We start from the raw sequence: 19,605 nt of genomic DNA on the forward strand, positions 1-19,605 counted from the left end.
GCTAGGCGGTGAAGCTCTGGCCGGTCAGGCGCTCGTAGGCTTCGATGTACCGGGCACGGGTCTTCTCGACAATCTCAGCGGGCAGCTGAGGAGGCTGCTCGCCGGAGTTCTTATCCCAGCCCGATGCGCTGCTGGTCAGCCAGTCGCGCACAAACTGCTTGTCGAAGCTCGGCTGGGCCTGGCCTGGCTGGTAGGCCGCGGCGTCCCAGAAACGCGAGGAGTCCGGGGTCAGCACCTCATCGCCCAAGGTGATCTCGCCGGTCGCGGGATCCGCGCCGAACTCTACCTTGGTGTCCGCCAGGATGATGCCGCGCGCGCGGGCAATCTTCTCGGCCTGCTCGTAGAGCGCAACAGTCTTTTCGCGCAGCGCTTCGGCCACATCGTTGCCAACGCGCTCGGCGGTCTGCTCGTAGGTGATGTTCTCATCGTGCTCCCCGACCTCGGCCTTGGCCGATGGGGTGAACAATGCAGGCTCCAGTCGGGAGCCATCCACCAGGCCATCAGGCAATGGCAGGCTGCACACGGTCTTGGAGACCTTGTACTCGGCAAGGCCCGAACCGGTGAGGTATCCGCGGGCGATGCACTCGATGGGGTACATTTCCAGCTTCTTGCAGACCATGGCGCGGCCGGCCACAGCCTCTGGCACATCGGTGGAGATCACATGGTTGGCGAAATCGCCCAGCTGTTCAAACCACCACAGGCTCAGCTGCGTGAGCACCTTGCCCTTGTCCGGGATTTCGCTGGTGAGCACAAAATCGTAGGCGCTGATGCGGTCCGAAGCGACGACCAGTACGCGGTCGGTTGCTTCGAAGCTCGCACCAGCTGGCACGTAGAGGTCGCGCACTTTGCCCGAGTAGAAATGGTCCCAACCTTCAAGGTCGAGAACTTCGGTCTGGAATCCTGCCATAGCTATCTGCTCCTCTACTTGCTTTGCTTTGCAACGACGATTTCGCCGCGTTCGGCCTTCAGCGCGATGTCGGTGCGCGACTGGGCGCCGTCCCAGCTGATCTGGGCGACACCGGCGTAGGCGGTGGCACGAGCACCTGCAAGGTCATCCCCCAAGCCGACTACTGCCAGAACACGTCCACCGGAAACGATGATGTTGCCCTCGGCATCAGCAGACGTGCCAGCGTGCATCACGTGCACATTCTCCAGCGCGTTGGCTGCATCCAAACCGGAAATTACTGCGCCCTTGACCGGGGTATCCGGGTAGTTCTCGGCGGCGATAACAACATCCACGGCGGTGAGCGGCGACCAGTTCAGCTGCTCTGCGTCATCCAACTGGCCCTTGGCAGCGGCCAGCAAGATGCCGCCCAGCGGGGTCTTCAACCGGGCCAGCACGGCCTGGGTTTCCGGATCGCCAAAGCGGGCATTGAATTCGATAACGCGGATGCCGCGCTTGGTGACGGCCAGGCCGCAATACAGCACGCCGGTGAATGGCGTGCCGCGCTTTTCCATTTCGCGCAGGGTTGGGTAGGCGACGCGGTCCATGACCTCGTCAACAAAGTTCTCTGGAAGCCATTCAAGCGGCGAGTAGGCACCCATGCCGCCGGTGTTCGGGCCTTCGTCATTGTCGAAGATGCGCTTGAAGTCCTGTGCAGGAGAGAGCGGAACGGCATGCTTGCCGTCGCAAATGACGAAAAGCGAAACTTCCGGTCCATCGAGGAATTCCTCGATGACTACGGTGCCGCCAGCTGCGAAGCAGGCTTCGGCGTGCTCCAGTGCTTCATCGCGGTCCGAGGTGACCACAACGCCCTTGCCAGCGGCCAGGCCATCGTCTTTGACCACATACGGTGCGCCGAAGTCATCCAGTGCGCTGGATGCTTCCTCGCGGTTAGTGGCCACGTGGGCCATGGCGGTGGGCACTTCTGCCGCAGCCATGACGTTCTTGGCAAAAGCCTTCGATGCCTCAAGCTGCGCTGCAGCTTTGGTAGGACCGAAGACGGGGATGCCAGCCTCGATCAATGCATCGGATACACCGGCAGCCAGTGGCGCTTCCGGACCGACAACCACCAGGTCGCTGGCCAGTTCGCGAGCCAGGGCGAGAACCGCGTCAGGATCCTGCGCGTCGATGTTGTGGGTGGTGACATCCTGCGCGATGCCGGCGTTGCCGGGGGCGCAATGGACTTCTTTGACGTAGGGGTCTGCACTCAGTGCTCGGACAATTGCATGCTCACGGCCGCCTGGGCCAATAACCAGTACCTTCACTCGCCCGAGTTTACCGGAGAAATCGACGGTGGATGCTGTCTATGACATCCGCTGAGCCTAGTGCTTTTACCCGCATCGGCTACTGGCTCGCAGCCCGCCACGCGGCACGGCGCCCCCACGCGAATAAACTAGGGGAATGAACCGACCAATGGATATTTCCGATTGCGCGCAGCTGGTACAAGTGACCCGAAACGGCGTCACTGAATCCCGCCACTATGGCGCCGCAGTGGTGCTGGGGCCAGACGGCTCAACGCTCCTGGCCTTGGGCAACCCCGAGGCGCTGATCTTCCCCAGGTCCGCGGTGAAGCCATTCCAAGCCATCGCTTCATTGCGCTGTGGCGCCGAGCTCGACGACGAGCAGCTGGCCCTGGCCTGTGCCAGCCATATCGGCACCTTCGCCCATCAGGACGTTGCCCGGCGAATGCTCGCATCCGTGGGGCTGAATGAATCGGAACTTCAATGCCCGCAATCCTGGCCCGTGGATTCGGCAACCAGGACGCAGATGACCCTTGAACACCTGCCGAAGTCCGCAGTGGCATTCAACTGCTCCGGAAAGCATGCCGGATTCCTGCTCGCGGCGAAGGCCTCGGGTTCTGGCACTGCTGGCTATCTTGATCCGGATCACGCTGTGCAGCAGATGGCGTACTCGGTCCTTGAAGAATTTTGCGGCCCGATGCCATTCACCGGGATTGACGGCTGCGGGGCACCGGCAGTCCAGATGTCGTTGAAGAGCCTGGCCCACGGCTTCCAGCAGCTCGTTGTTTCCGAGCAAAAAGAAGCCCAGCGCGTTGTCGCCGCGATGCGCAATCACCCGTGGGCCGTTCGGGGCAAGGGCCATCCCAATTCCGAAGTCATCGAACAAACCGGGGCCATAGCCAAGCTGGGTGCCGAAGGCGTGCTGGCCATGGCGGCACCCAATTCGCTGACCGTGGCCATCAAGATGCTTGATGGCTCTGCGCGGGGCACCGACCTTCTGGCCCTATCGCTGCTGCACGAATTCTCGGCCATCGAGGAAGCGGCTTATCGCGATTTGCGCCAGCAGCTGCAACCAGTTGGCGGCACTGCCGGCGCACGGGCTGCTGGACTACAGTTGGCTGGGGCCGATTTCTGATTTCCAGAGTTCCGCACCCCACATCAAGTCCAGGCAAATGTGACGGTTTTACGTCATCGAGAGAAAGAGATGCATCACCCCATGGCAATCAAGCGACGCGTTGACGAAATTGCTGGGCGCGCAGCGGTGCGCGAGTGGGCTGGTGCCGGGCAGGGACAAGGAAAAATAGCCCGCCCGGTGCTGGCCATGGCAGTTCGCTACCTGCTGGAGGAATTAGCCTCTCGTGCCGAGGGCAATTCCGTAGAGGTGCGCATCCCGCCCTTTGGTGTGACTCAGTGCATAGCCGGACCCCGGCATACCCGCGGAACCCCGCCGAATGTGGTCGAAATGCCTGCTGAACTCTGGCTTTCACTGGCTACCGGTCTAACCTCATGGGCCGATGCTTTGCAAACTGGGCAATTGCATGCCTCCGGACTTAGGGCAGACTTGTCCGCGCACCTACCACTTATTGAGTACCCTTAAGGGTATGGAGCAACACCCCGCTACCCCGACACCTGCAGATCAAAGTGTCGAAGTGCAAATTCACTCGGCGCCCAAATTCTGGCCATTCATTTTGACCTTCGTCGTACTTGGTGCGCTGATTGGCCTGGTCATTGGCTTGCTCGGCGAGCCATCGCAGGAGTACACCCGTGCATCAGCTTCCGGATTCTTTGCAATGTTCGGTGCTGGACTAGGTGTGGGTATCGGCGGGCTGGTGTTCGTGATCATAGATCGCTTCACCTCGCGTAAATCCACCAAGCATCTGGCAGTTCCTCTGGCCGAGGACACTGACTCCAGCGGACAACCAGGCTAGGCAGCTTTTCCCTTCCACTGAAAAGCGGGCGGCCGCGCACCTGGCCGCCACCCACCACACAAACGGTCGGTGTCGACCAAACCAGAACATGAGAGAATAACTGACATGGCGCGTGGCGATGGATTCTTAAATCACGACCTGCTTCCGGGCGAGAAGGGGCCGCAGGATGAATGCGGCGTTTTCGGCGTCTGGGCTCCTGGCGAAGAGGTTGCGAAACTGACCTACTACGGTCTCTACGCCCTCCAGCACCGCGGGCAGGAATCGGCGGGCATTGCGACCAGCGATGGCGCCCGCATCAACGTCTACAAGGACATGGGCCTGGTTTCCCAGGTCTTCGACGAGAATACGCTGAACTCCATGAGCGGCCAGCTGGCCGTCGGCCACTGCCGCTACTCCACCACCGGCGCCAGCCACTGGGCCAATGCGCAGCCGACTCTGGGCCCAACCCAGACCGGCACCGTGGCCCTGGCGCACAACGGCAACCTGACCAACTCCGCCGACCTGGCCGACATGGTCGCTGCCAAGCAGCAGGCCGACGGCGGCAAGGTCCGCGGCGAAATCGCCCAGGGCAACACCACCGACACCGCCCTGGTCACCGCCCTGCTCGGCGGCATCGAGGGCCAGTCGCTGGAAGAAACCGCGCTGGAACTGCTGCCAAAAATCGAAGGCGCCTTCTGCTTCGTGTTCATGAACGAAGACACCCTGTACGCTGCGCGTGATCCGCACGGCGTTCGCCCATTGGTTTTGGGCCGCTTGAACCGCGGCTGGGTCGTCGCTTCCGAGCAGCCTGCCCTGGCTACCGTGGGCGCATCGTTCATCCGTGAAATCGAGCCCGGCGAAATGATCGCCATCGATGAAAACGGCGTGCGCTCCACCCGCTTCGCCGAGGCCACCCCCAAGGGCTGCGTTTTCGAGTACGTGTACCTGGCACGCCCGGATGCTGCCATCGCCGGCCGCTCGGTGTACGAGTCCCGCGTGGAGATGGGCCGCCAGCTGGCCCGCGAAAACCATGCGGAAGCCGATATTGTCATTCCGGTTCCGGAATCCGGCACCCCGGCAGCCATCGGCTACGCCGAGGAATCAGGCATTCCCTTCACCCATGGATTCGTGAAGAACGCCTACGTGGGCCGCACCTTCATCCAGCCTTCCCAGACCCTGCGCCAGCTGGGCATCAAGCTCAAGCTCAACGCCCTGGAAACCGTGCTGCGCGGCAAACGCGTCGTAGTGGTCGATGACTCGATCGTGCGCGGCAACACCCAGCGCGCCGTGGTGCGCATGCTGCGCGAAGCCGGTGCTTCCGAGGTCCATGTCAAGATCTCCTCGCCTCCGGTGAAGTGGCCTTGCTTCTACGGCATCGACTTCGCCTCGCGCGCCGAATTGATCGCCAATGGCGCGGCTGTGGACGAGATCGCCACCTCCATCGGCGCCGACTCGCTGGCCTACATTTCCGAAGACGGCATGATCGAAGCCACCCGGCAGCCACGCGAGCGCCTGTGCACCGCGTGCTTCACCGGCGACTACCCGATCGCGCTGCCGCATGAGGAGCGCCGCGGAAAGAACCTGCTGGAGCGCAGCAACCAGCCAGGTTGCGAGCCCGGCCCGGATTCCGAATTCGAAAACGCCAGCTAACCCCGACCGTCCTCCCCCATATACCTCGTTGCAAGCGGCACCGGAGAACCGGTGCTCACGACAGAAAAGGAACCCTCTGCCATGAGCGGCAATGATCAGCCAACTTCCATCACCTATGCCGGTGCCGGCGTTGACGTCGAGGCCGGTGACCGCGCCGTTGAGTTGATGAAGGGTGCGATCAAGGCCACGCACACTTCCGGCGTCGTCGGAGGGGTTGGCGGTTTCGCCGGGCTTTTTGATGTCTCCTTCCTGACCGGCTACAAGAAGCCCTACCTGGCGACCTCCACCGACGGCGTGGGCACCAAGGTGGCAATTGCCCAGAAGCTGGACATCCACGACACCATCGGCCAGGACCTGGTCGGCATGGTCGTTGATGACATCGTCGTGGTGGGCGCCAAGCCGCTGTTCATGACCGACTACATTGCCACCGGCAAGGTGGTTCCGGAGCGCATTGCCGACATCGTGCGCGGCATCGCCGAGGGCTGCAAGCTCGCCGGCACCGCGCTGGTCGGCGGCGAAACCGCTGAGCACCCGGGCCTGCTGGCCGAGGACGAGTACGATGTGGCCGGTGCCGCCACCGGAGTCATCGAGGCGGACCAGCTGCTGGGCCCGGAACGCGTGCGTGCCGGCGACGTGGTCATCGGCATGGCTTCCTCGGGCATCCACTCCAACGGCTACTCGCTGGTGCGCCGGGTCATCGCCCACGCCAAGTGGGAGCTGGACCGCGAGGTGGCCGAATTCGGCAAGACCCTGGGCGAGGAGCTGCTGGTGCCAACCCGCATCTACACCAGCGCTTGCCTGGATTTGATTGGCGAGTTGAACGACGGCGAGAACTTCGGCGTGCACGGCTTCAGCCACGTCACTGGTGGCGGCCTGGCCGCCAACCTGGCCCGCGTGCTGCCGCAGGGCCTGATGGCCCGCGTGGACCGTTCGACCTGGGCCCTGCCGGCAGTCTTCTCCACCATTGCTTCCCTGGGCAACGTGCCGCAGCCTGACTTGGAGCGCACCTTGAACCTGGGCGTTGGCATGGTGGCGATCGTTGACCAGGCCGTGGCCGACCGCGCTGTGCAGCTGCTGAACGCTGCTGGCATGGGCGCATGGGTTATGGGCCAGGTTGAGAACCTGGATCCATCGGCTGCCGAGGCTGGCCTGGACTTCGTTCAGGGCGCCAAGGGCGTTGACGGTGGCGCCGTGCTGCTGACCGGGGCCCACGCCAAGTAGCAACCAGAGCTTCGAATTCACCGGCGGACCAGTTTTCTGGTCCGCCGGTGTTCGCTTATCCACGGAGGAATTCCGCCATGCCCGAATCAGCAGAAGCCTGCCAGCTTCGCGGCTGGAGCTTCATCTTCTCCGGGCTGTACCTGTTTTTTCTCGCGTGGATCATCCTCTTCAAGCTGGCCCTCCCGCATCTGGGCAGCGGCGAATTGCGTTCAATCAAGCTGCTGCCTTTCATCGCTGACGCCCGCTTTGCGGCCAGTGGCTTGAAGGAAAGCATCGTCAATCTGCTGCTGTTCATCCCCATCGGCTTGAACCTCCGGCTTTTGTGGCCCCGGCTGCGTTGGGTGCAGGCGGCCGCAGCCGGGCTCAGCCTGTCCTTGCTGCTTGAAATCCTGCAATACACGCTGGCGGTGGGAAGCTCCGACACCTCGGACCTGGCCACCAATGTAGCAGGGTGCCTGCTGGGCTTCGCCGCTGCTGGCCGGCTGGAACCGCTGCGGCGCATCTGTGCGTGGATTGGAATTGCACTGACGGTGCTGGCCTTGGCTTTCATCTCCTCCCCCATAAGATTCGCTGCCGCCGGATAGCGGAGAAGTTCTTCGCAACGCTCTTTACACTGGCTTAACACCTGATTTGATGTTCTTGGCTCATGAGAAAAACACGAGTCATGATTTCCACGGTGCTCATCGCGATCGCGGCCCTGTTCCTGGGCTCCTGCGCTGCATTGACCACCAGCACGAGTGCTACCGCCGATCTCGGGGCCAAGGCAGTGAAGACGATCTTCACGGCCTCGGAGGACGACGAGCTGCGCGAGAGCCAGGTGAGCCCCTTCGATGACAGCCATCGCGCAATCAGCAACCTGGATCCCCAGTTGCGCAAGGCACTTCAGGAAGCGGCCGCTGCCGCCAGGGAGCAGGGCATCAAGGATTTCTGGGTCACCTCCGGTTGGCGTTCACGCGAATACCAGCAGGAATTGCTGGATCAGGCGATAGCCAAATATGGCAGTGAAGCCGAAGCCTCAAAGTGGGTTGCATCCCCGGACGATTCCTCGCATGTCACCGGCGATGCTGTTGATGTCGGCCCGACAGATGCCGCGGACTGGCTCTCGCGCAAGGGCCAGCGGTTTGGGCTGTGCCAGAGATACGCCAACGAGCTCTGGCACTATGAGCTGGCGGCAGACCCCCAGGGCCAGTGCCCGGCGATGCGCCCCAGCGCCGCTTCCTAGCTGCTGCCGAGTACCCAGAACCGTCCTAGGATAAGACCATGAGAGTATTGCTCATCGAAGACGAACCGTATATTGCCGAACCAGTTCAGCAGGGGCTGCAGCAGGCAGGCATTGCGGCGGATGTGGCCATGGACGGCCACCGGGCCATCGAGCTGCTGTCGCTCAACGACTATGACGTGGCGGTGGTCGATCGCGACATTCCGGGCCCATCGGGCGATGAGGTTGTTGCATGGCTGCACGAGAAGCGCTTGGGCACCCGGGTGCTCATGCTCACCGCGGCGACTCGGCTCGATGACAAGATCACGGGTTTCGAGGCTGGCGCCGATGACTACCTGACCAAGCCGTTTGCGCTCAAGGAAGTCATCCTGCGGCTTCATGCGCTCTCCCGGCGTCCGGCGGTGAGCGCCCCTCCAGTCATGGAGCTGCGCGGCATCACGCTGAATCCCTTTAAGCGCACTGTGCAGCGCAACGGCGTTGGAATCGACCTCTCAAAGAAGCAATTTGCCATCCTGCAGATTCTGATGGAAGCAGATGGCGGCGTAGTCAGCTCCGAAGAACTGCTGGAGAAGGCCTGGGATGTGAACGCAGACCCGTTCACCGCTGTAGTCCGCGTAACCATGTCCTCGCTGCGCAAGAGGCTCGGAGAGCCAACCCCCATTGAAACAGTGACTGGTGTCGGCTACCGGCTTGTTGACCCGGAATTTTCTGCATGAACAATGTCGATCGTCCCCGCGGCCTCAGCGCCCGGCTCAAGCTGAGCATCACCATGTGCCTGCTCGTCGTTGGCACAGGTGCAGTGCTGTTCGCCCTGGTCTACGTCTTCCTGCTGCGCTATATCCCCGATGGGGTGCTGAACACGAAGTTCGGCGAATTCGCTCCGAGCCGCAAGGACCTGGCCAGGGCTTTTATTCCGCGGGCACTCTGGGCGCTGGGTTTCCTCGTAGCGGGCAGCGGCATCGGCTCCTGGTTCTTGGCAGGACATCTGCTGCGCCCGCTGGCACGCATGCAGCGGACCGCGAATTCGGTCAGCTCAGGGGATCTGAACCGTCGTGTCCATCTTCATGGTCCACGCAGTGAATTCTCTGACGTGGCCGACGCCATGGATTCCATGCTTGACCGGCTCGAAAACCAGATCACTCAGCAGCAGCGATTCGCGGCGAATGCATCCCATGAACTGCGCACCCCTTTGGCCGCGCTGCGCACCACTTTGGAGGTGGGTCCCAGCCAGCAGCTCCCCGGGCCGCAGTTCATCCAACGCCTGCAGCACATCACTGCCAAGGCCGAGCGTTCCGTGGATTCATTGCTCACGCTCTCGCGCGCCCAGTCCAATGGCCTGGCCAAGAAGCCCATAGACCTCTCGCTGCTGCTTGAGGATTTGGTGGAGCAATACCTTCCCGAGGCGATCAACCGCGGCCTCGATTTCGACATTCAGCTAGGTGATCTTCCCGCGGTGGAAGCCGATGCCGACCTGTTGGAACATGCAGTGGCCAACTTGGTTCGCAATGCGCTGGCCTACTCGAATTCGAAGGCTTGGCTCTGCTCCAGATCTGATAGAAGCACGGTCGAGATTACCGTTGAAAATGATGGCGAAGTGCTCACCGCTGAACAGGCCGAGCTGATCCAGGAACCTTTTCACCGCCTGGAACGCATCGGAAGCATCAAATCCTCGGGAAGCGGCCTGGGGCTGCCAATTGTTGCCGCCGTGGTCCAGGCCCATGGAGGATCCTTCCGGCTTGCTCCCCTGCCCGCCGGAGGCCTGTCAGCGGTGATACGGCTTCCGGCCGTGAAACCCTGGTCCCCGAAAGTCTAGGTCAGCTGGGACAGCGCGGTTTCCAGCGGAACTCGCCAGCGCCAGGTAGCCTTCTGTTCCCCACGCACGTGCCCGTTGGTAATCAGGGCTACTGGCAGTTCCCTCTTGACGAAGTTCAGCAGCACCTTGTAGCCGCTCATCACGGCCAGGGATGATCCGAGGACCAACAGCGCGCTGGATTCTGCTTCCAGCGCCGCCATGAGTTCCTTGCGCTCAGGCGGAACGCTCTCGCCGAAGTACACCACATCTGGTTTCAAGGCATAGGAATCGCAGTTCAGGCAGCGGACCATGACAAACTGGTCGATCAGGTATTGAGGCAGCTCCACGTCGCCATCGGGATTCACTGCGGAAGGGTCGATCTCTACCGCTTCGAGGTATCCTTCATTCGCTGCCTCAAGACGGACATCGAAGTCTCGACGGTCCTCGCTGAAGCCACAGTTCAGGCATCGAACGGTAGACAAATCCCCGTGCACGGGGATGACCTGCTTAGATCCAGCCTGCTGGTGCAGGCCATCCACATTTTGCGTGATGATGCCGGTAATTTTTCCTTCTTGTTCCCATTGCACCAGCCGCCGGTGGATCTGGTTCGGCTCTGCCTTGTCCATGTGGCGCCAGCCGACATAGCCTCGGGCCCAATAGCGCTGGCGCGCTTCCGGGCGATAGCGGAACTCTTGGTACGTCATTGGACGGTGGCGCTGCAGCGAGCCGTTCGGTCCGCGATAATCCGGTATGCCCGAATCGGTGGAGACACCTGCGCCGGTGACCACCAGGACGCTGCCTGAGTTCAGCATCTGCTGCACCCCGGCACGGGCTTCATCCCCTGGTGACGCTGGCGCTTGTTGCTCCACTATGCGCTGCATCGAGCGGATCGCCGAGTGATGCGCCATCTGGATGGCTAGCTCTTCTTTGGTGCTCACGTTCCACCTCATGCTTGTTGGACACGACAAAGGCCGCAACGACTTAAAGCTAATCTAGCTTAGTCGCTGCGGCATGTCGCAAAATGTACTGAAGAGCTGTACCACTGCGTGCTCAAGCTGTGGCACTCCGAGCCAAGAACTCCCGGTCTCAGAAAAGGAACTTAATCCTCGTCGTCGTCTCGCGAGTACTTCTTAGTCAGCTCGTCGTAATCCGAATATTCTTCGTCATACGATGAATCATTACGCTCGGTGTTCTGAGCATGATGATCGGACTGAACGCCCAACTCGCGTTCAAGTGCCGAAAGGTCAGTGGACGGCGAGTAGTACTTGATATCTCGCGCCTGACGCTGTGCTTTAGCCTTTTGACGGCCGCGCCCCATGGCGTGACCCCCTCTTTTCAGTAGAGTCGGGAGGTGGTCCATCTAATTAGATGAAGGCCCCCGAATATGTGATCAGTTCTTTCGTAATTAAAGGTTAACATGATTCACCGGCGAGCGCTGAACGCAACACCCGTCGATACAGCTAGACTGTCGATTAGTCCAACGACTATGTATTGAGCTGACGAATAACTGAACGCCCCCGACCATGAAGGAGCTCAGCAGGTGGTGGAAGAAAATCTGCCCGAGCCGCAGGCGGCTTTACCGCCATTGCAGCCCGAACCGGAAAAGCCCAAACGGCATGGTGGCCAGTGGGCCCTCCTGATCATTGCCGTCTTGGCGCTGGCCGCTGCTCTGGTTTTCTTGGTGTTGCGCATCATAGATCCCCCCGCTTCGCCGGTTGCGAACAACGTGGAACGCAATGAAAATCCGGGGCTTGATGGGGTCATCGCTACCGGAATGCCCCCCGCACAGTTGCAGCTGGGTGATTGCTTGCGCGGTTTTGATTCACCGCTGGATGCCCAAACCGTGGTCACCTGCGATTCAACGCATAATGCCCAGATGATCGGTTCTTTTGAGGTCTCCGGCACCGATTATCCTGGCGCCAGCGAATTGCTCACCCAGTCAGAGGACCTGTGCAAGTCGGTCTCGCTGGATCCAAGCGCTGGCCTCGACTCCACTTGGACCTATCACTTCTCTCGTCCCTCCCAGAGCACCTGGGAACAGGGCGACCGCGCGGTGTCCTGCTTCTTGAGCTTGGCTGAAGGGAACGTGCGCACCTCGCTGTTGCCACCAGAAGCAACGGACAACGCGACCGATGAAGATTCTTCGGAACCCGACAATGGGAACTCCGACGATGAGAGCCAAAAGGCTGAAGAGACCACCGAGAGCTAGCTGAATTCAAGCAGTGCAAGCCGAGGGCGTGAACAGGATGCTGTTCACGCCCTCGGCCGTATTGAGCTAGCTCTTTTTCTGCACCTTCAGCTGGTCACCGGGCTCATCCAGCGACACCTGAACGGTGTCCCCGTCTTGCACTGTGCCGGCAAGGATCTCCTTGGCCAGCCGGTCCCCGATCTCGCGCTGGACAAGTCGACGCAGCGGACGAGCTCCATAGGCGGGATCGTAGCCTGTCAGGGCCAGCCATTCGCTCGCCCCCTGGTCTACCTCCAAGGTCAAACGGCGTTCGGCCAGGCGCTCCGAGAGCAAATCGATCTGAAGCTTGACGATATTGCCCAGTTCCTCAATGCTCAGCGGATCAAAGAGGATCACCTCATCCAGTCGGTTCAGGAATTCCGGCTTGAATGACGCGTTGACGACGTTCATCACGGCGCCCTTCTTGGCTTCGTCCTCCAATGCAGGATCCACCAGGAACTGCGAACCCAAGTTGGAGGTGAGGATCAAGATGGTATTCCTGAAGTCCACCGTGCGCCCCTGGCCGTCGGTCAACCGGCCGTCATCGAGCACCTGCAACAGGATGTCGAAGACTTCTGGATGGGCCTTTTCGACCTCGTCGAGCAAGATCACCGAGTATGGGCGACGGCGCACCGCCTCGGTGAGCTGTCCGCCTTCCTCGTAGCCGACATATCCCGGAGGGGCACCGACCAGCCGGGAAACAGCGTGCTTCTCGGAGTATTCCGACATGTCGATGCGCACCATGGCACGCGGGTCATCAAACAGGAAGTCCGCCAGGGACTTGGCCAGCTCGGTCTTGCCCACGCCGGTTGGGCCAAGGAACAGGAAGGATCCGGTAGGCCGGTTCGGGTCGGCAATGCCGGCCCTGGTGCGGCGGACCGCATCCGATACGGCAGACACTGCCTGCTTCTGCCCCATCAGGCGCTGGCCGATGATCTCTTCCATGTCCAACAGCTTTTGGCTCTCGCCCTGCAGCATGCGCCCGGCAGGGATGCCGGTCCAGGCCGAAATCACCTCGGCGATGTCATCCGCGGTGACTTCCTCGGCGACCATGCTCGGCTGCACAGAGCGGTCCGCTTCAGCCAGGGCTGCTGCGTCGAGTTCCTTTTGCAGCGCAGGGATCTCCCCGTAAAGCAGGCGGGACGCCTTTTCCAAATCACCTTCGCGCTGCGCCTTGTCCGCCTGCCCGCGCAGTTCATCCAGCTTGACCTTGAGATCACCGACGCGGTTCAGGCCGGCTTTCTCGGATTCCCATTGCGAGTTCATAGCATCGAGCTTTTCCTTCTTGTCTGCCATGTCCTTGCGCAGGGATTCGAGGCGCTCCACCGAAGCTGGATCTGTCTCATCCGACAAAGCGAGCTCTTCCATGGTCAACCGGTCAACCTCGCGGCGCAGCTCGTCGATTTCCTCCGGAGCGGAGTCAATCTCCATGCGCAACCGGCTGGCGGCTTCATCAACAAGGTCGATGGCCTTATCCGGTAGCTGCCGTCCCGAGATGTAGCGGTTGGACAGCGATGCCGCAGCGACCAGCGCAGAGTCGGCGATGGACACCTTGTGATGGGCTTCGTAGCGTTCCTTGAGGCCTCGGAGAATAGCGATAGTGTCATCCACGCTTGGCTCCCCGACGTACACCTGGGCAAAGCGGCGTTCCAGAGCCGGATCCTTCTCGATGTTCTCCCGGTACTCGTCCAAGGTGGTTGCACCGATCAAGCGCAGCTCGCCGCGGGCCAGCATCGGCTTGAGCATGTTGCCTGCATCCATGGCGCCTTCCGAGGCCCCAGCACCAACCACTGTGTGGATCTCGTCGATGAAGGTCACGATCTGGCCATCGGAGGATTTGATCTCTTCCAGCACTGACTTCAGGCGTTCTTCGAATTCGCCACGGTATTTTGCACCCGCGACCATCGCGCCCAGATCCAAGGAGATCAGTGTCTTGCCGCGCAAGGACTCTGGCACATCCCCAGCGATCATCCGCTGGGCCAGCCCTTCAACTACAGCTGTCTTGCCCACGCCAGGCTCACCTATGAGCACCGGATTGTTCTTGGTGCGGCGCGACAATACCTGCACCAGGCGCCGGATTTCGCGGTCCCTTCCAATGACCGGATCCAGCTTGCCCGAGCGCGCCAGCGCTGTCATGTCGGTGCCAAACTTTTCCAGGGACTGGAAGGTGGCCTCGGGATTGGGATTATCAACCTTGCGGTCACCGCGAATGGTCGGCAAGGTTCCAACCAGCAGCTCGCGCGTTGCGCCGAACTCCCGCATGGCTTCGCCGGCCTTCGACTGGTCGGCTGAGAGGGCAATCAGCAGGTGTTCGGTGGAAACATAGGTATCGCCCATTTCGGTGGCGGTTTCCTGGGCGTTGCCGACTACCTGCAGTAGTTGGCGGGAGAACTGGGCCTGGGCCACAGAACTTCCTGAGCTGGAAGGCAAGGCGCTGATTGTGGCGCTGGCCTTAACGGAGAGCGCGTCGACATCAAGCCCGGCCGTTTTCAGCAAGGCAACGGCGACCGAGTCGCGCTGGTCCAGCAACGCCTTGAGCAGGTGCGCAGGTTCAATCTGCGGATTTCCTGCCGTTGAAGCGTTCATGCCGGAAGCTGAGAGAGCCTCTTGGCTCTTGGTGGTGAGTTTGGTGTCCACGCGCATCCTTTCCCTTGTTGGGTGAACCCATAAACTTGAGTGTACTTAACTCAACTCTACTCCCTGCCTTCTTATTCCGCCTAGCACTAGTTTTCTCGAAAAATTTTTATCGCTTTGCCTGCAACTCGAAAATCCGCGCCACGGGCAACGCCTCCGGTTAGGATGAGGCATGCCAAACCCGGATTCGCATGACATCTACCAGCTCGACTACAACGACATGGTGCAGGTATTCATTGATCAACACCGCCTCATGCTCATGACGTGCCTCGACGGACTCACCGAAGGCGAAGCCCGGGCCAGCTTGGTAAAGTCCAAAACCACATTGCTCGGGCTGGTCAAGCACGCAACCTTTGTCGAACGCGTGTGGTTCGGCGAGGCCGCCACCGGTAAGAGCCGGTCAGAACTGGGAATCGCCGCCACACCGGACGAGTCATTCGCGCTGAAAACCTCAGACACCATCGAAACGGTGCAGCGCGACTACACCCAGGCCCTGGAAGAATCCCGCCAGGCGCTCAGCGGCAAATCGGGTGACGACATTTTCCCCGGCAACCGCCGCGGACCACTACCCGTGCGATGGGTGCTGCTGCATATGCTGCGCGAATTGGCACAACACTGCGGCCACGCAGACATTCTGCGAGAACAAATCCTGGCTTCGCGAAAGCAGTAACCCGGACAGCCAGCTAGACTCCGAATATGCCGCTTACACTTCTTCCACTTCCTGCAGAACAATTTTCGTCGTGGATGAAGAGGAGCATTGCCGAATACATCGCAGACCTTCTTGCCACCGGGGTCACGGAAAGCAAAGCGCAGGCAGACGCGTACGGCACCATGGCGCGCGCCTTCCCAGATGGACTGCCCGGTGCAACAAATGAGGTATTCACCCTGGAGAGCTCCGCACTTGGCAATGTTGGATACATATGGATCGGATGCGACTCCTCAGGGGATCCTGCCTCGTGGTGGGTATGGGACATCGTCGTCGATGCGGAGCACCGCCGCAACGGCTTTGGCCGCCAGGCCATGATCCTGGCTGAAGGATATGCCCGCTCCCAAGGCGCAGAAACCCTAGGGCTGAATGTGTTCGGGTTCAACACTGCCGCCCGCGGTCTCTATGAATCATTGGGCTACGAGACCACGAGCATCAAAATGCGAAAAACGCTTTAGTGCGCATCCGAATCTTCGAATTGCCCACAGCACCTTTCCAAGCGCAAGGCAACGAAGTACATTACAGTTCACAACGACATTTAGAAGACAAGAACTTTCCTCAGAACACCAGATCAGGTTAGGCTGGAAGCACGTAAGGGAGTATTCCTAAGCGCTTGACCCGTCAATACGTAGATCTTCGTGGATCCACCGGGTTTTGCGGCCAGCCTCCGGGCAGGCGAAGAGACTTACTCGACAGCGTGTTTGCGCGCCTTACGAAAGTAGGAAACCCTATGGAAGTTTCTCCTTTAATCTGGGCCATTACAGTGGCCGTCATCCTGGCGCTTCTCGCCTTCGACTACTTTTTCCATATTCGCAAGGCGCACGTGCCCAGCCTTCGGGAAGCTGCAATCTGGTCGAGCATTTATGTCGGCCTCGCCTTGATTTTTGGTGTGGTCGTGCTGGTTTTCGGCGGCATCGATATGGGCGCCGAGTACTTCGCGGGGTACATCACGGAGAAAGCGTTGTCCGTTGACAACCTCTTTGTCTTCCTGATCATCATCGCAAGTTTCCGGGTCCCGCGCGAAGACCAGCAGAAGGTCCTCCTCTTCGGCATCGTCTTCTCCCTCATCGCCCGAACGGCCTTCATCTTTGTTGGTGCCGCGTTGATCAACCAGTTTGCCTGGGTGTTCTACCTCTTTGGTCTGATCCTGCTGCTCACCGCAGGCAACCTGCTGAAGAAGGACGACGAATCGGACGAAGCGAACAACTTCATCATCCGCATCGCCAAGAAGCTCTTCCACACCACCGATAGCTACGACGGCGACAAGCTGTTCACCAAGATTGATGGCAAGAAGGTCCTGACCCCAATGCTGCTGGTCATGGTGGCCATCGGCGGAACAGATATCCTCTTTGCACTGGATTCGATTCCCGCCATCTTCGGGCTGACCCAGAACGTGTACATCGTCTTCACGGCAACCGCCTTCTCCCTGATGGGCCTGCGCCAGCTGTACTTCCTGCTTGATGGGCTGCTTGACCGCTTGATCTACCTTTCCTACGGATTGGCAGCCATCCTCGCGTTCATCGGCGTCAAGCTGATCCTGCATGCGCTGCACGAAAACAATCTGCCATTTGTCAACGGCGGAAAGCCAGTCCACGTGATCGAAATCAGCACGGGCCTGTCCCTGACCGTAATCATCGGTGTGCTGGTGGTGACAGTCTTGGCTTCCCTGTTCAGCAAGGCTGGCAAAGCCCAAACTGCCATTGGCAACCTGCGGCGCCACGCAAACAGCTACACGGATTTGACCTACACCGCCGATGCAAACGAGCGCGAACGCATCTATCGTGCGCTAGTGGAAGAAGAAGCCTACTTGAAGACCATGGAAAAGAAATACCGCGACAAGGCCAAGGACGTGGATAAGATCCGCGAAGAGGTCAAAGAAGCCCATCGACAGCACGATGAGTACCTCAAGAGCTAGCCTGCTGCTCGGCATTAACTGACAACGGCCGCCATCCCGATCCAGGGACGGCGGCCGTTGCCGCATTGTGGCAGCTAGCGCTTCATGCCAGCAATGTAGTAGTCCGAAGGGACGATAACTTTGCCCAGCGGCATCAGGGAAATCGGGATCATCTTCAAGTTCGCGATGCCCAGCGGGATGCCGATGATCGATACGAACATCGGAATAGCGGTCACCACGTGTCCAATGGCAATCCAGATGCCTGCGAAGACCACCCAGATGACATTGCCCAAAGTGGAGAATGCCCCGACTGGCCCCCGGTCAACTACGGTGCGGCCGAACGGCCACAGCGCATATCCGGCAATGCGGAAGGAAGCGATGCCAAAGGGAATGGTCACGATCAGCAAACAACAGATGATGCCGGCCAAAACATACCCCAAGGCCAGCCAGAGCCCGCCGAACACCAACCAGATAACGTTGAGAATACCTCGCACTAAATCAGTCATGATTTCATTCTTCAGCCCCGCCCGGCTTCACGCCATAGGTGATCCCCCGGATCATCCCCTAGGGTGTCCAATCCCCTAGTCCCTGGCGAGCAGTGGAGCCCTTGGCTCAGCTAGGATTAATCATCATGAGCGAATCGAGCGATCAGCAGCGCCCAGCCCACGGCACTGCCCCCAGAGACCCGAATCTTTTCCGCGCAGAGCCAGTGTCGTTCGTACGCCGCGGCAACCGCCTGCAGGGCCGACGCGCCAGCGCGTGGGAACGCAATGCCGAGCAGTACGTCATCGAGCCACCGCGCAAAATTGCCGACACTTCGGTGGCCGACGACTTCCAGCTAGATCCTGCCGAAGCTTTCGGCCGCACCGCCCCATTGGTGGTCGAGATCGGCACGGGTCTGGGCGAGTGCATCGCCAACGCAGCCAAGGATGATCCCGAGCGCAATTACCTGGCCGTCGAGGTTTACCGCCCAGGGCTGGCACAGCTGATGCTGAAGGTCGAGTCCTTCGGCATCAGCAACGTCCGCGCCATCCAGGCCAATGCGCCAGAAGTCCTGGACGTGATGCTCGATGAGAACAGCGCGGACGAAATCTGGATCTTCTTCTCCGATCCGTGGCACAAGCCTCGCCACCACAAGCGCCGCCTGATCAAGAAGTCGTTCCTCGACAAGGCCTCACGCGTGCTCAAGCCAGGTGGAACCCTGCGCTTGGCGACCGACTGGTCCAACTACGCCGAACAGATGCGTGAAGTTCTTGAAGCACATGCGGATTTTGAGAACCAGCACCCGGGCAACCTGGCTGGTGAAGACAGCAACCTGACCAAGGTACGCCGTGGCGGCATGGAAGGTTTTGATCCGGAGCCTGAATTCACCGATGAGCAAGGTGGCTGGGCGCCACGCTTTGAGCGTCGCATTCTCACCAGCTTCGAAGGCAAGGCGCTAAAAGCCGGACGCCTGGTGTTTGATTTGGCTTACACCCGCGTCGGTTAATGTCGGCGACGAAAGCCACAGAAGGGCCATGGAATCCATAGGATGGATTCCATGGCCCTTATTACTTCATCCGAGATCAATAGCTACACGCAGGCGCCCACGATGGACTATGCCGGGGTGCGTTTAGAACAGCTCTCCCTTGCCCATGCCGAAGACTTGTCCGAGGTGGTCACCGCCGGCCAGCTGGATGGAATCTGGTACACGTCTATTCCATCGGCGCAGGAAATGGCCGGCGATATCAACAAGCGCTTGGCCCTGCAGGAAGCTGGAGCGATGGCGCCCTTTGCGATCATCGATTTGTCCACGGGCAAGGCTGTGGGCGCCACAACGTATTTGAACATTGATGAACCGAACAAACGCGTTGAAATCGGCTCAACCTACCTGTCACCATCGGTACACGGCACAGGAATAAACCCTGTAGCAAAGTTCATGCTGCTGCAGCGGGCTTTTGATGAGCTGGATTGCTATTCGGTGGCGTTCTGCACGCACTGGCACAATGCCGCTTCTCGGGCAGCCATTGCCCGCCTAGGCGCCAAGCAGGATGGCGTGCTGCGCAATCACAAGTATGATCCGGCAACCGGCACGCTGCGCGACACTGTGATTTTCTCGATTCTTCCGCACGAGTGGCCGGCCGTGCGCACCAACTTGCTGGCGCGGCTCGCACGCCATGGCCGCTGCTAGT

At 60.3% G+C, this 19,605-nt stretch carries 21 protein-coding genes; 15 read left to right on the plus strand and 6 right to left on the minus strand.

What is annotated here, in order from left to right; all coding sequences use genetic code 11:
* Position 1 precedes the first annotated feature (1 nt).
* Both AC6CHO_RS03105 and purD read right to left on the minus strand, forming a co-directional pair.
* Positions 2 to 907, minus strand: coding sequence for a phosphoribosylaminoimidazolesuccinocarboxamide synthase (locus tag AC6CHO_RS03105; RefSeq protein ID WP_498213642.1), 906 nt, complete (start codon positions 905 to 907; stop codon positions 2 to 4).
* 14 nt (positions 908 to 921) lie between these two features.
* Positions 922 to 2,208 (minus strand): phosphoribosylamine--glycine ligase, encoded by a 1,287-nt coding sequence (gene purD / locus AC6CHO_RS03110; protein ID WP_498213643.1) that lies wholly within the window; start codon positions 2,206 to 2,208, stop codon positions 922 to 924.
* A gap of 136 nt (positions 2,209 to 2,344) precedes the next feature.
* On the opposite strand from purD, the gene AC6CHO_RS03115 reads away from it, so the two are divergent.
* From AC6CHO_RS03115 to AC6CHO_RS03155, 9 genes are all read left to right on the plus strand, one after another.
* Positions 2,345 to 3,319 (plus strand): asparaginase, encoded by a 975-nt coding sequence (locus AC6CHO_RS03115; protein WP_498213644.1) that lies wholly within the window; start codon positions 2,345 to 2,347, stop codon positions 3,317 to 3,319.
* A gap of 81 nt (positions 3,320 to 3,400) precedes the next feature.
* Entirely contained in the window at positions 3,401 to 3,781 is a 381-nt protein-coding gene (locus AC6CHO_RS03120; RefSeq protein WP_060702370.1) for a sterol carrier family protein, read from the plus strand.
* A 4-nt stretch (positions 3,782 to 3,785) separates the two neighbouring features.
* Positions 3,786 to 4,112 (plus strand): hypothetical protein, encoded by a 327-nt coding sequence (locus AC6CHO_RS03125; protein ID WP_498213646.1) that lies wholly within the window; start codon positions 3,786 to 3,788, stop codon positions 4,110 to 4,112.
* A gap of 105 nt (positions 4,113 to 4,217) precedes the next feature.
* Positions 4,218 to 5,741, plus strand: coding sequence for an amidophosphoribosyltransferase (gene purF / locus AC6CHO_RS03130; protein WP_060702372.1), 1,524 nt, complete (start codon positions 4,218 to 4,220; stop codon positions 5,739 to 5,741).
* A gap of 81 nt (positions 5,742 to 5,822) precedes the next feature.
* Positions 5,823 to 6,962, plus strand: a complete 1,140-nt coding sequence (gene purM / locus AC6CHO_RS03135; RefSeq protein ID WP_498213647.1) for a phosphoribosylformylglycinamidine cyclo-ligase — start codon at positions 5,823 to 5,825, stop codon at positions 6,960 to 6,962.
* Positions 6,963 to 7,039: 77 nt separating this feature from the next.
* Positions 7,040 to 7,546 (plus strand): VanZ family protein, encoded by a 507-nt coding sequence (locus tag AC6CHO_RS03140; protein ID WP_498213648.1) that lies wholly within the window; start codon positions 7,040 to 7,042, stop codon positions 7,544 to 7,546.
* A gap of 62 nt (positions 7,547 to 7,608) precedes the next feature.
* The gene (locus tag AC6CHO_RS03145) at positions 7,609 to 8,184 is read left to right on the plus strand and encodes a M15 family metallopeptidase (RefSeq protein WP_498213649.1); all 576 of its coding nucleotides are present in this window, start codon (positions 7,609 to 7,611) and stop codon (positions 8,182 to 8,184) included.
* A 38-nt stretch (positions 8,185 to 8,222) separates the two neighbouring features.
* Entirely contained in the window at positions 8,223 to 8,897 is a 675-nt protein-coding gene (locus AC6CHO_RS03150) for a response regulator transcription factor (RefSeq protein ID WP_498213650.1), read from the plus strand.
* A complete protein-coding gene (locus tag AC6CHO_RS03155; RefSeq protein ID WP_498213651.1) occupies positions 8,894 to 9,994 on the plus strand; it encodes a sensor histidine kinase in 1,101 nt (366 codons plus the stop codon). The genes AC6CHO_RS03150 and AC6CHO_RS03155 overlap by 4 nt, the downstream gene beginning before the upstream one ends.
* On the opposite strand, the gene AC6CHO_RS03160 is transcribed toward AC6CHO_RS03155, so the two are convergent.
* Both AC6CHO_RS03160 and AC6CHO_RS03165 read right to left on the minus strand, forming a co-directional pair.
* On the minus strand, positions 9,991 to 10,881 hold the full coding sequence (locus AC6CHO_RS03160; protein WP_498213791.1) for a Sir2 family NAD-dependent protein deacetylase: 891 nt from the start codon (positions 10,879 to 10,881) through the stop codon (positions 9,991 to 9,993). The genes AC6CHO_RS03155 and AC6CHO_RS03160 overlap by 4 nt on opposite strands.
* Before the next feature lie 191 nt (positions 10,882 to 11,072).
* Positions 11,073 to 11,291, minus strand: a complete 219-nt coding sequence (locus AC6CHO_RS03165) for a DUF3073 domain-containing protein (protein ID WP_060703458.1) — start codon at positions 11,289 to 11,291, stop codon at positions 11,073 to 11,075.
* Between the two features lie 222 nt (positions 11,292 to 11,513).
* On the opposite strand from AC6CHO_RS03165, the gene AC6CHO_RS03170 reads away from it, so the two are divergent.
* A complete protein-coding gene (locus AC6CHO_RS03170; protein WP_498213653.1) occupies positions 11,514 to 12,182 on the plus strand; it encodes a septum formation family protein in 669 nt (222 codons plus the stop codon).
* A gap of 66 nt (positions 12,183 to 12,248) precedes the next feature.
* On the opposite strand, the gene clpB is transcribed toward AC6CHO_RS03170, so the two are convergent.
* On the minus strand, positions 12,249 to 14,837 hold the full coding sequence (gene clpB, locus AC6CHO_RS03175) for an ATP-dependent chaperone ClpB (RefSeq protein ID WP_498213654.1): 2,589 nt from the start codon (positions 14,835 to 14,837) through the stop codon (positions 12,249 to 12,251).
* A 169-nt stretch (positions 14,838 to 15,006) separates the two neighbouring features.
* On the opposite strand from clpB, the gene AC6CHO_RS03180 reads away from it, so the two are divergent.
* The 3 genes from AC6CHO_RS03180 (at position 15,007) to AC6CHO_RS03190 (ending at position 17,455) form a co-directional block, all read left to right on the plus strand.
* Complete coding sequence (locus tag AC6CHO_RS03180) at positions 15,007 to 15,504, plus strand: DinB family protein (RefSeq protein WP_498213656.1); 498 nt, start codon at positions 15,007 to 15,009, stop codon at positions 15,502 to 15,504.
* A 26-nt stretch (positions 15,505 to 15,530) separates the two neighbouring features.
* The gene (locus AC6CHO_RS03185; protein ID WP_498213658.1) at positions 15,531 to 15,998 is read left to right on the plus strand and encodes a GNAT family N-acetyltransferase; all 468 of its coding nucleotides are present in this window, start codon (positions 15,531 to 15,533) and stop codon (positions 15,996 to 15,998) included.
* Between the two features lie 272 nt (positions 15,999 to 16,270).
* Positions 16,271 to 17,455, plus strand: coding sequence for a TerC family protein (locus tag AC6CHO_RS03190; RefSeq protein ID WP_498213659.1), 1,185 nt, complete (start codon positions 16,271 to 16,273; stop codon positions 17,453 to 17,455).
* A gap of 74 nt (positions 17,456 to 17,529) precedes the next feature.
* Here AC6CHO_RS03190 and AC6CHO_RS03195 read toward each other — a convergent pair whose 3' ends face one another.
* On the minus strand, positions 17,530 to 17,940 hold the full coding sequence (locus tag AC6CHO_RS03195; protein ID WP_060702382.1) for a YccF domain-containing protein: 411 nt from the start codon (positions 17,938 to 17,940) through the stop codon (positions 17,530 to 17,532).
* 125 nt (positions 17,941 to 18,065) lie between these two features.
* Between AC6CHO_RS03195 and trmB the strand changes: the two genes are divergently transcribed.
* Positions 18,066 to 18,923, plus strand: coding sequence for a tRNA (guanosine(46)-N7)-methyltransferase TrmB (gene trmB / locus AC6CHO_RS03200; protein WP_498213660.1), 858 nt, complete (start codon positions 18,066 to 18,068; stop codon positions 18,921 to 18,923).
* Between the two features lie 51 nt (positions 18,924 to 18,974).
* Positions 18,975 to 19,604: a GNAT family N-acetyltransferase gene (locus AC6CHO_RS03205; RefSeq protein ID WP_498213661.1), complete on the plus strand. Its 630-nt coding sequence runs from the start codon at positions 18,975 to 18,977 to the stop codon at positions 19,602 to 19,604.
* Position 19,605 lies beyond the last annotated feature (1 nt).

The organism is Glutamicibacter sp. GQ173 (genome assembly GCF_059759215.1).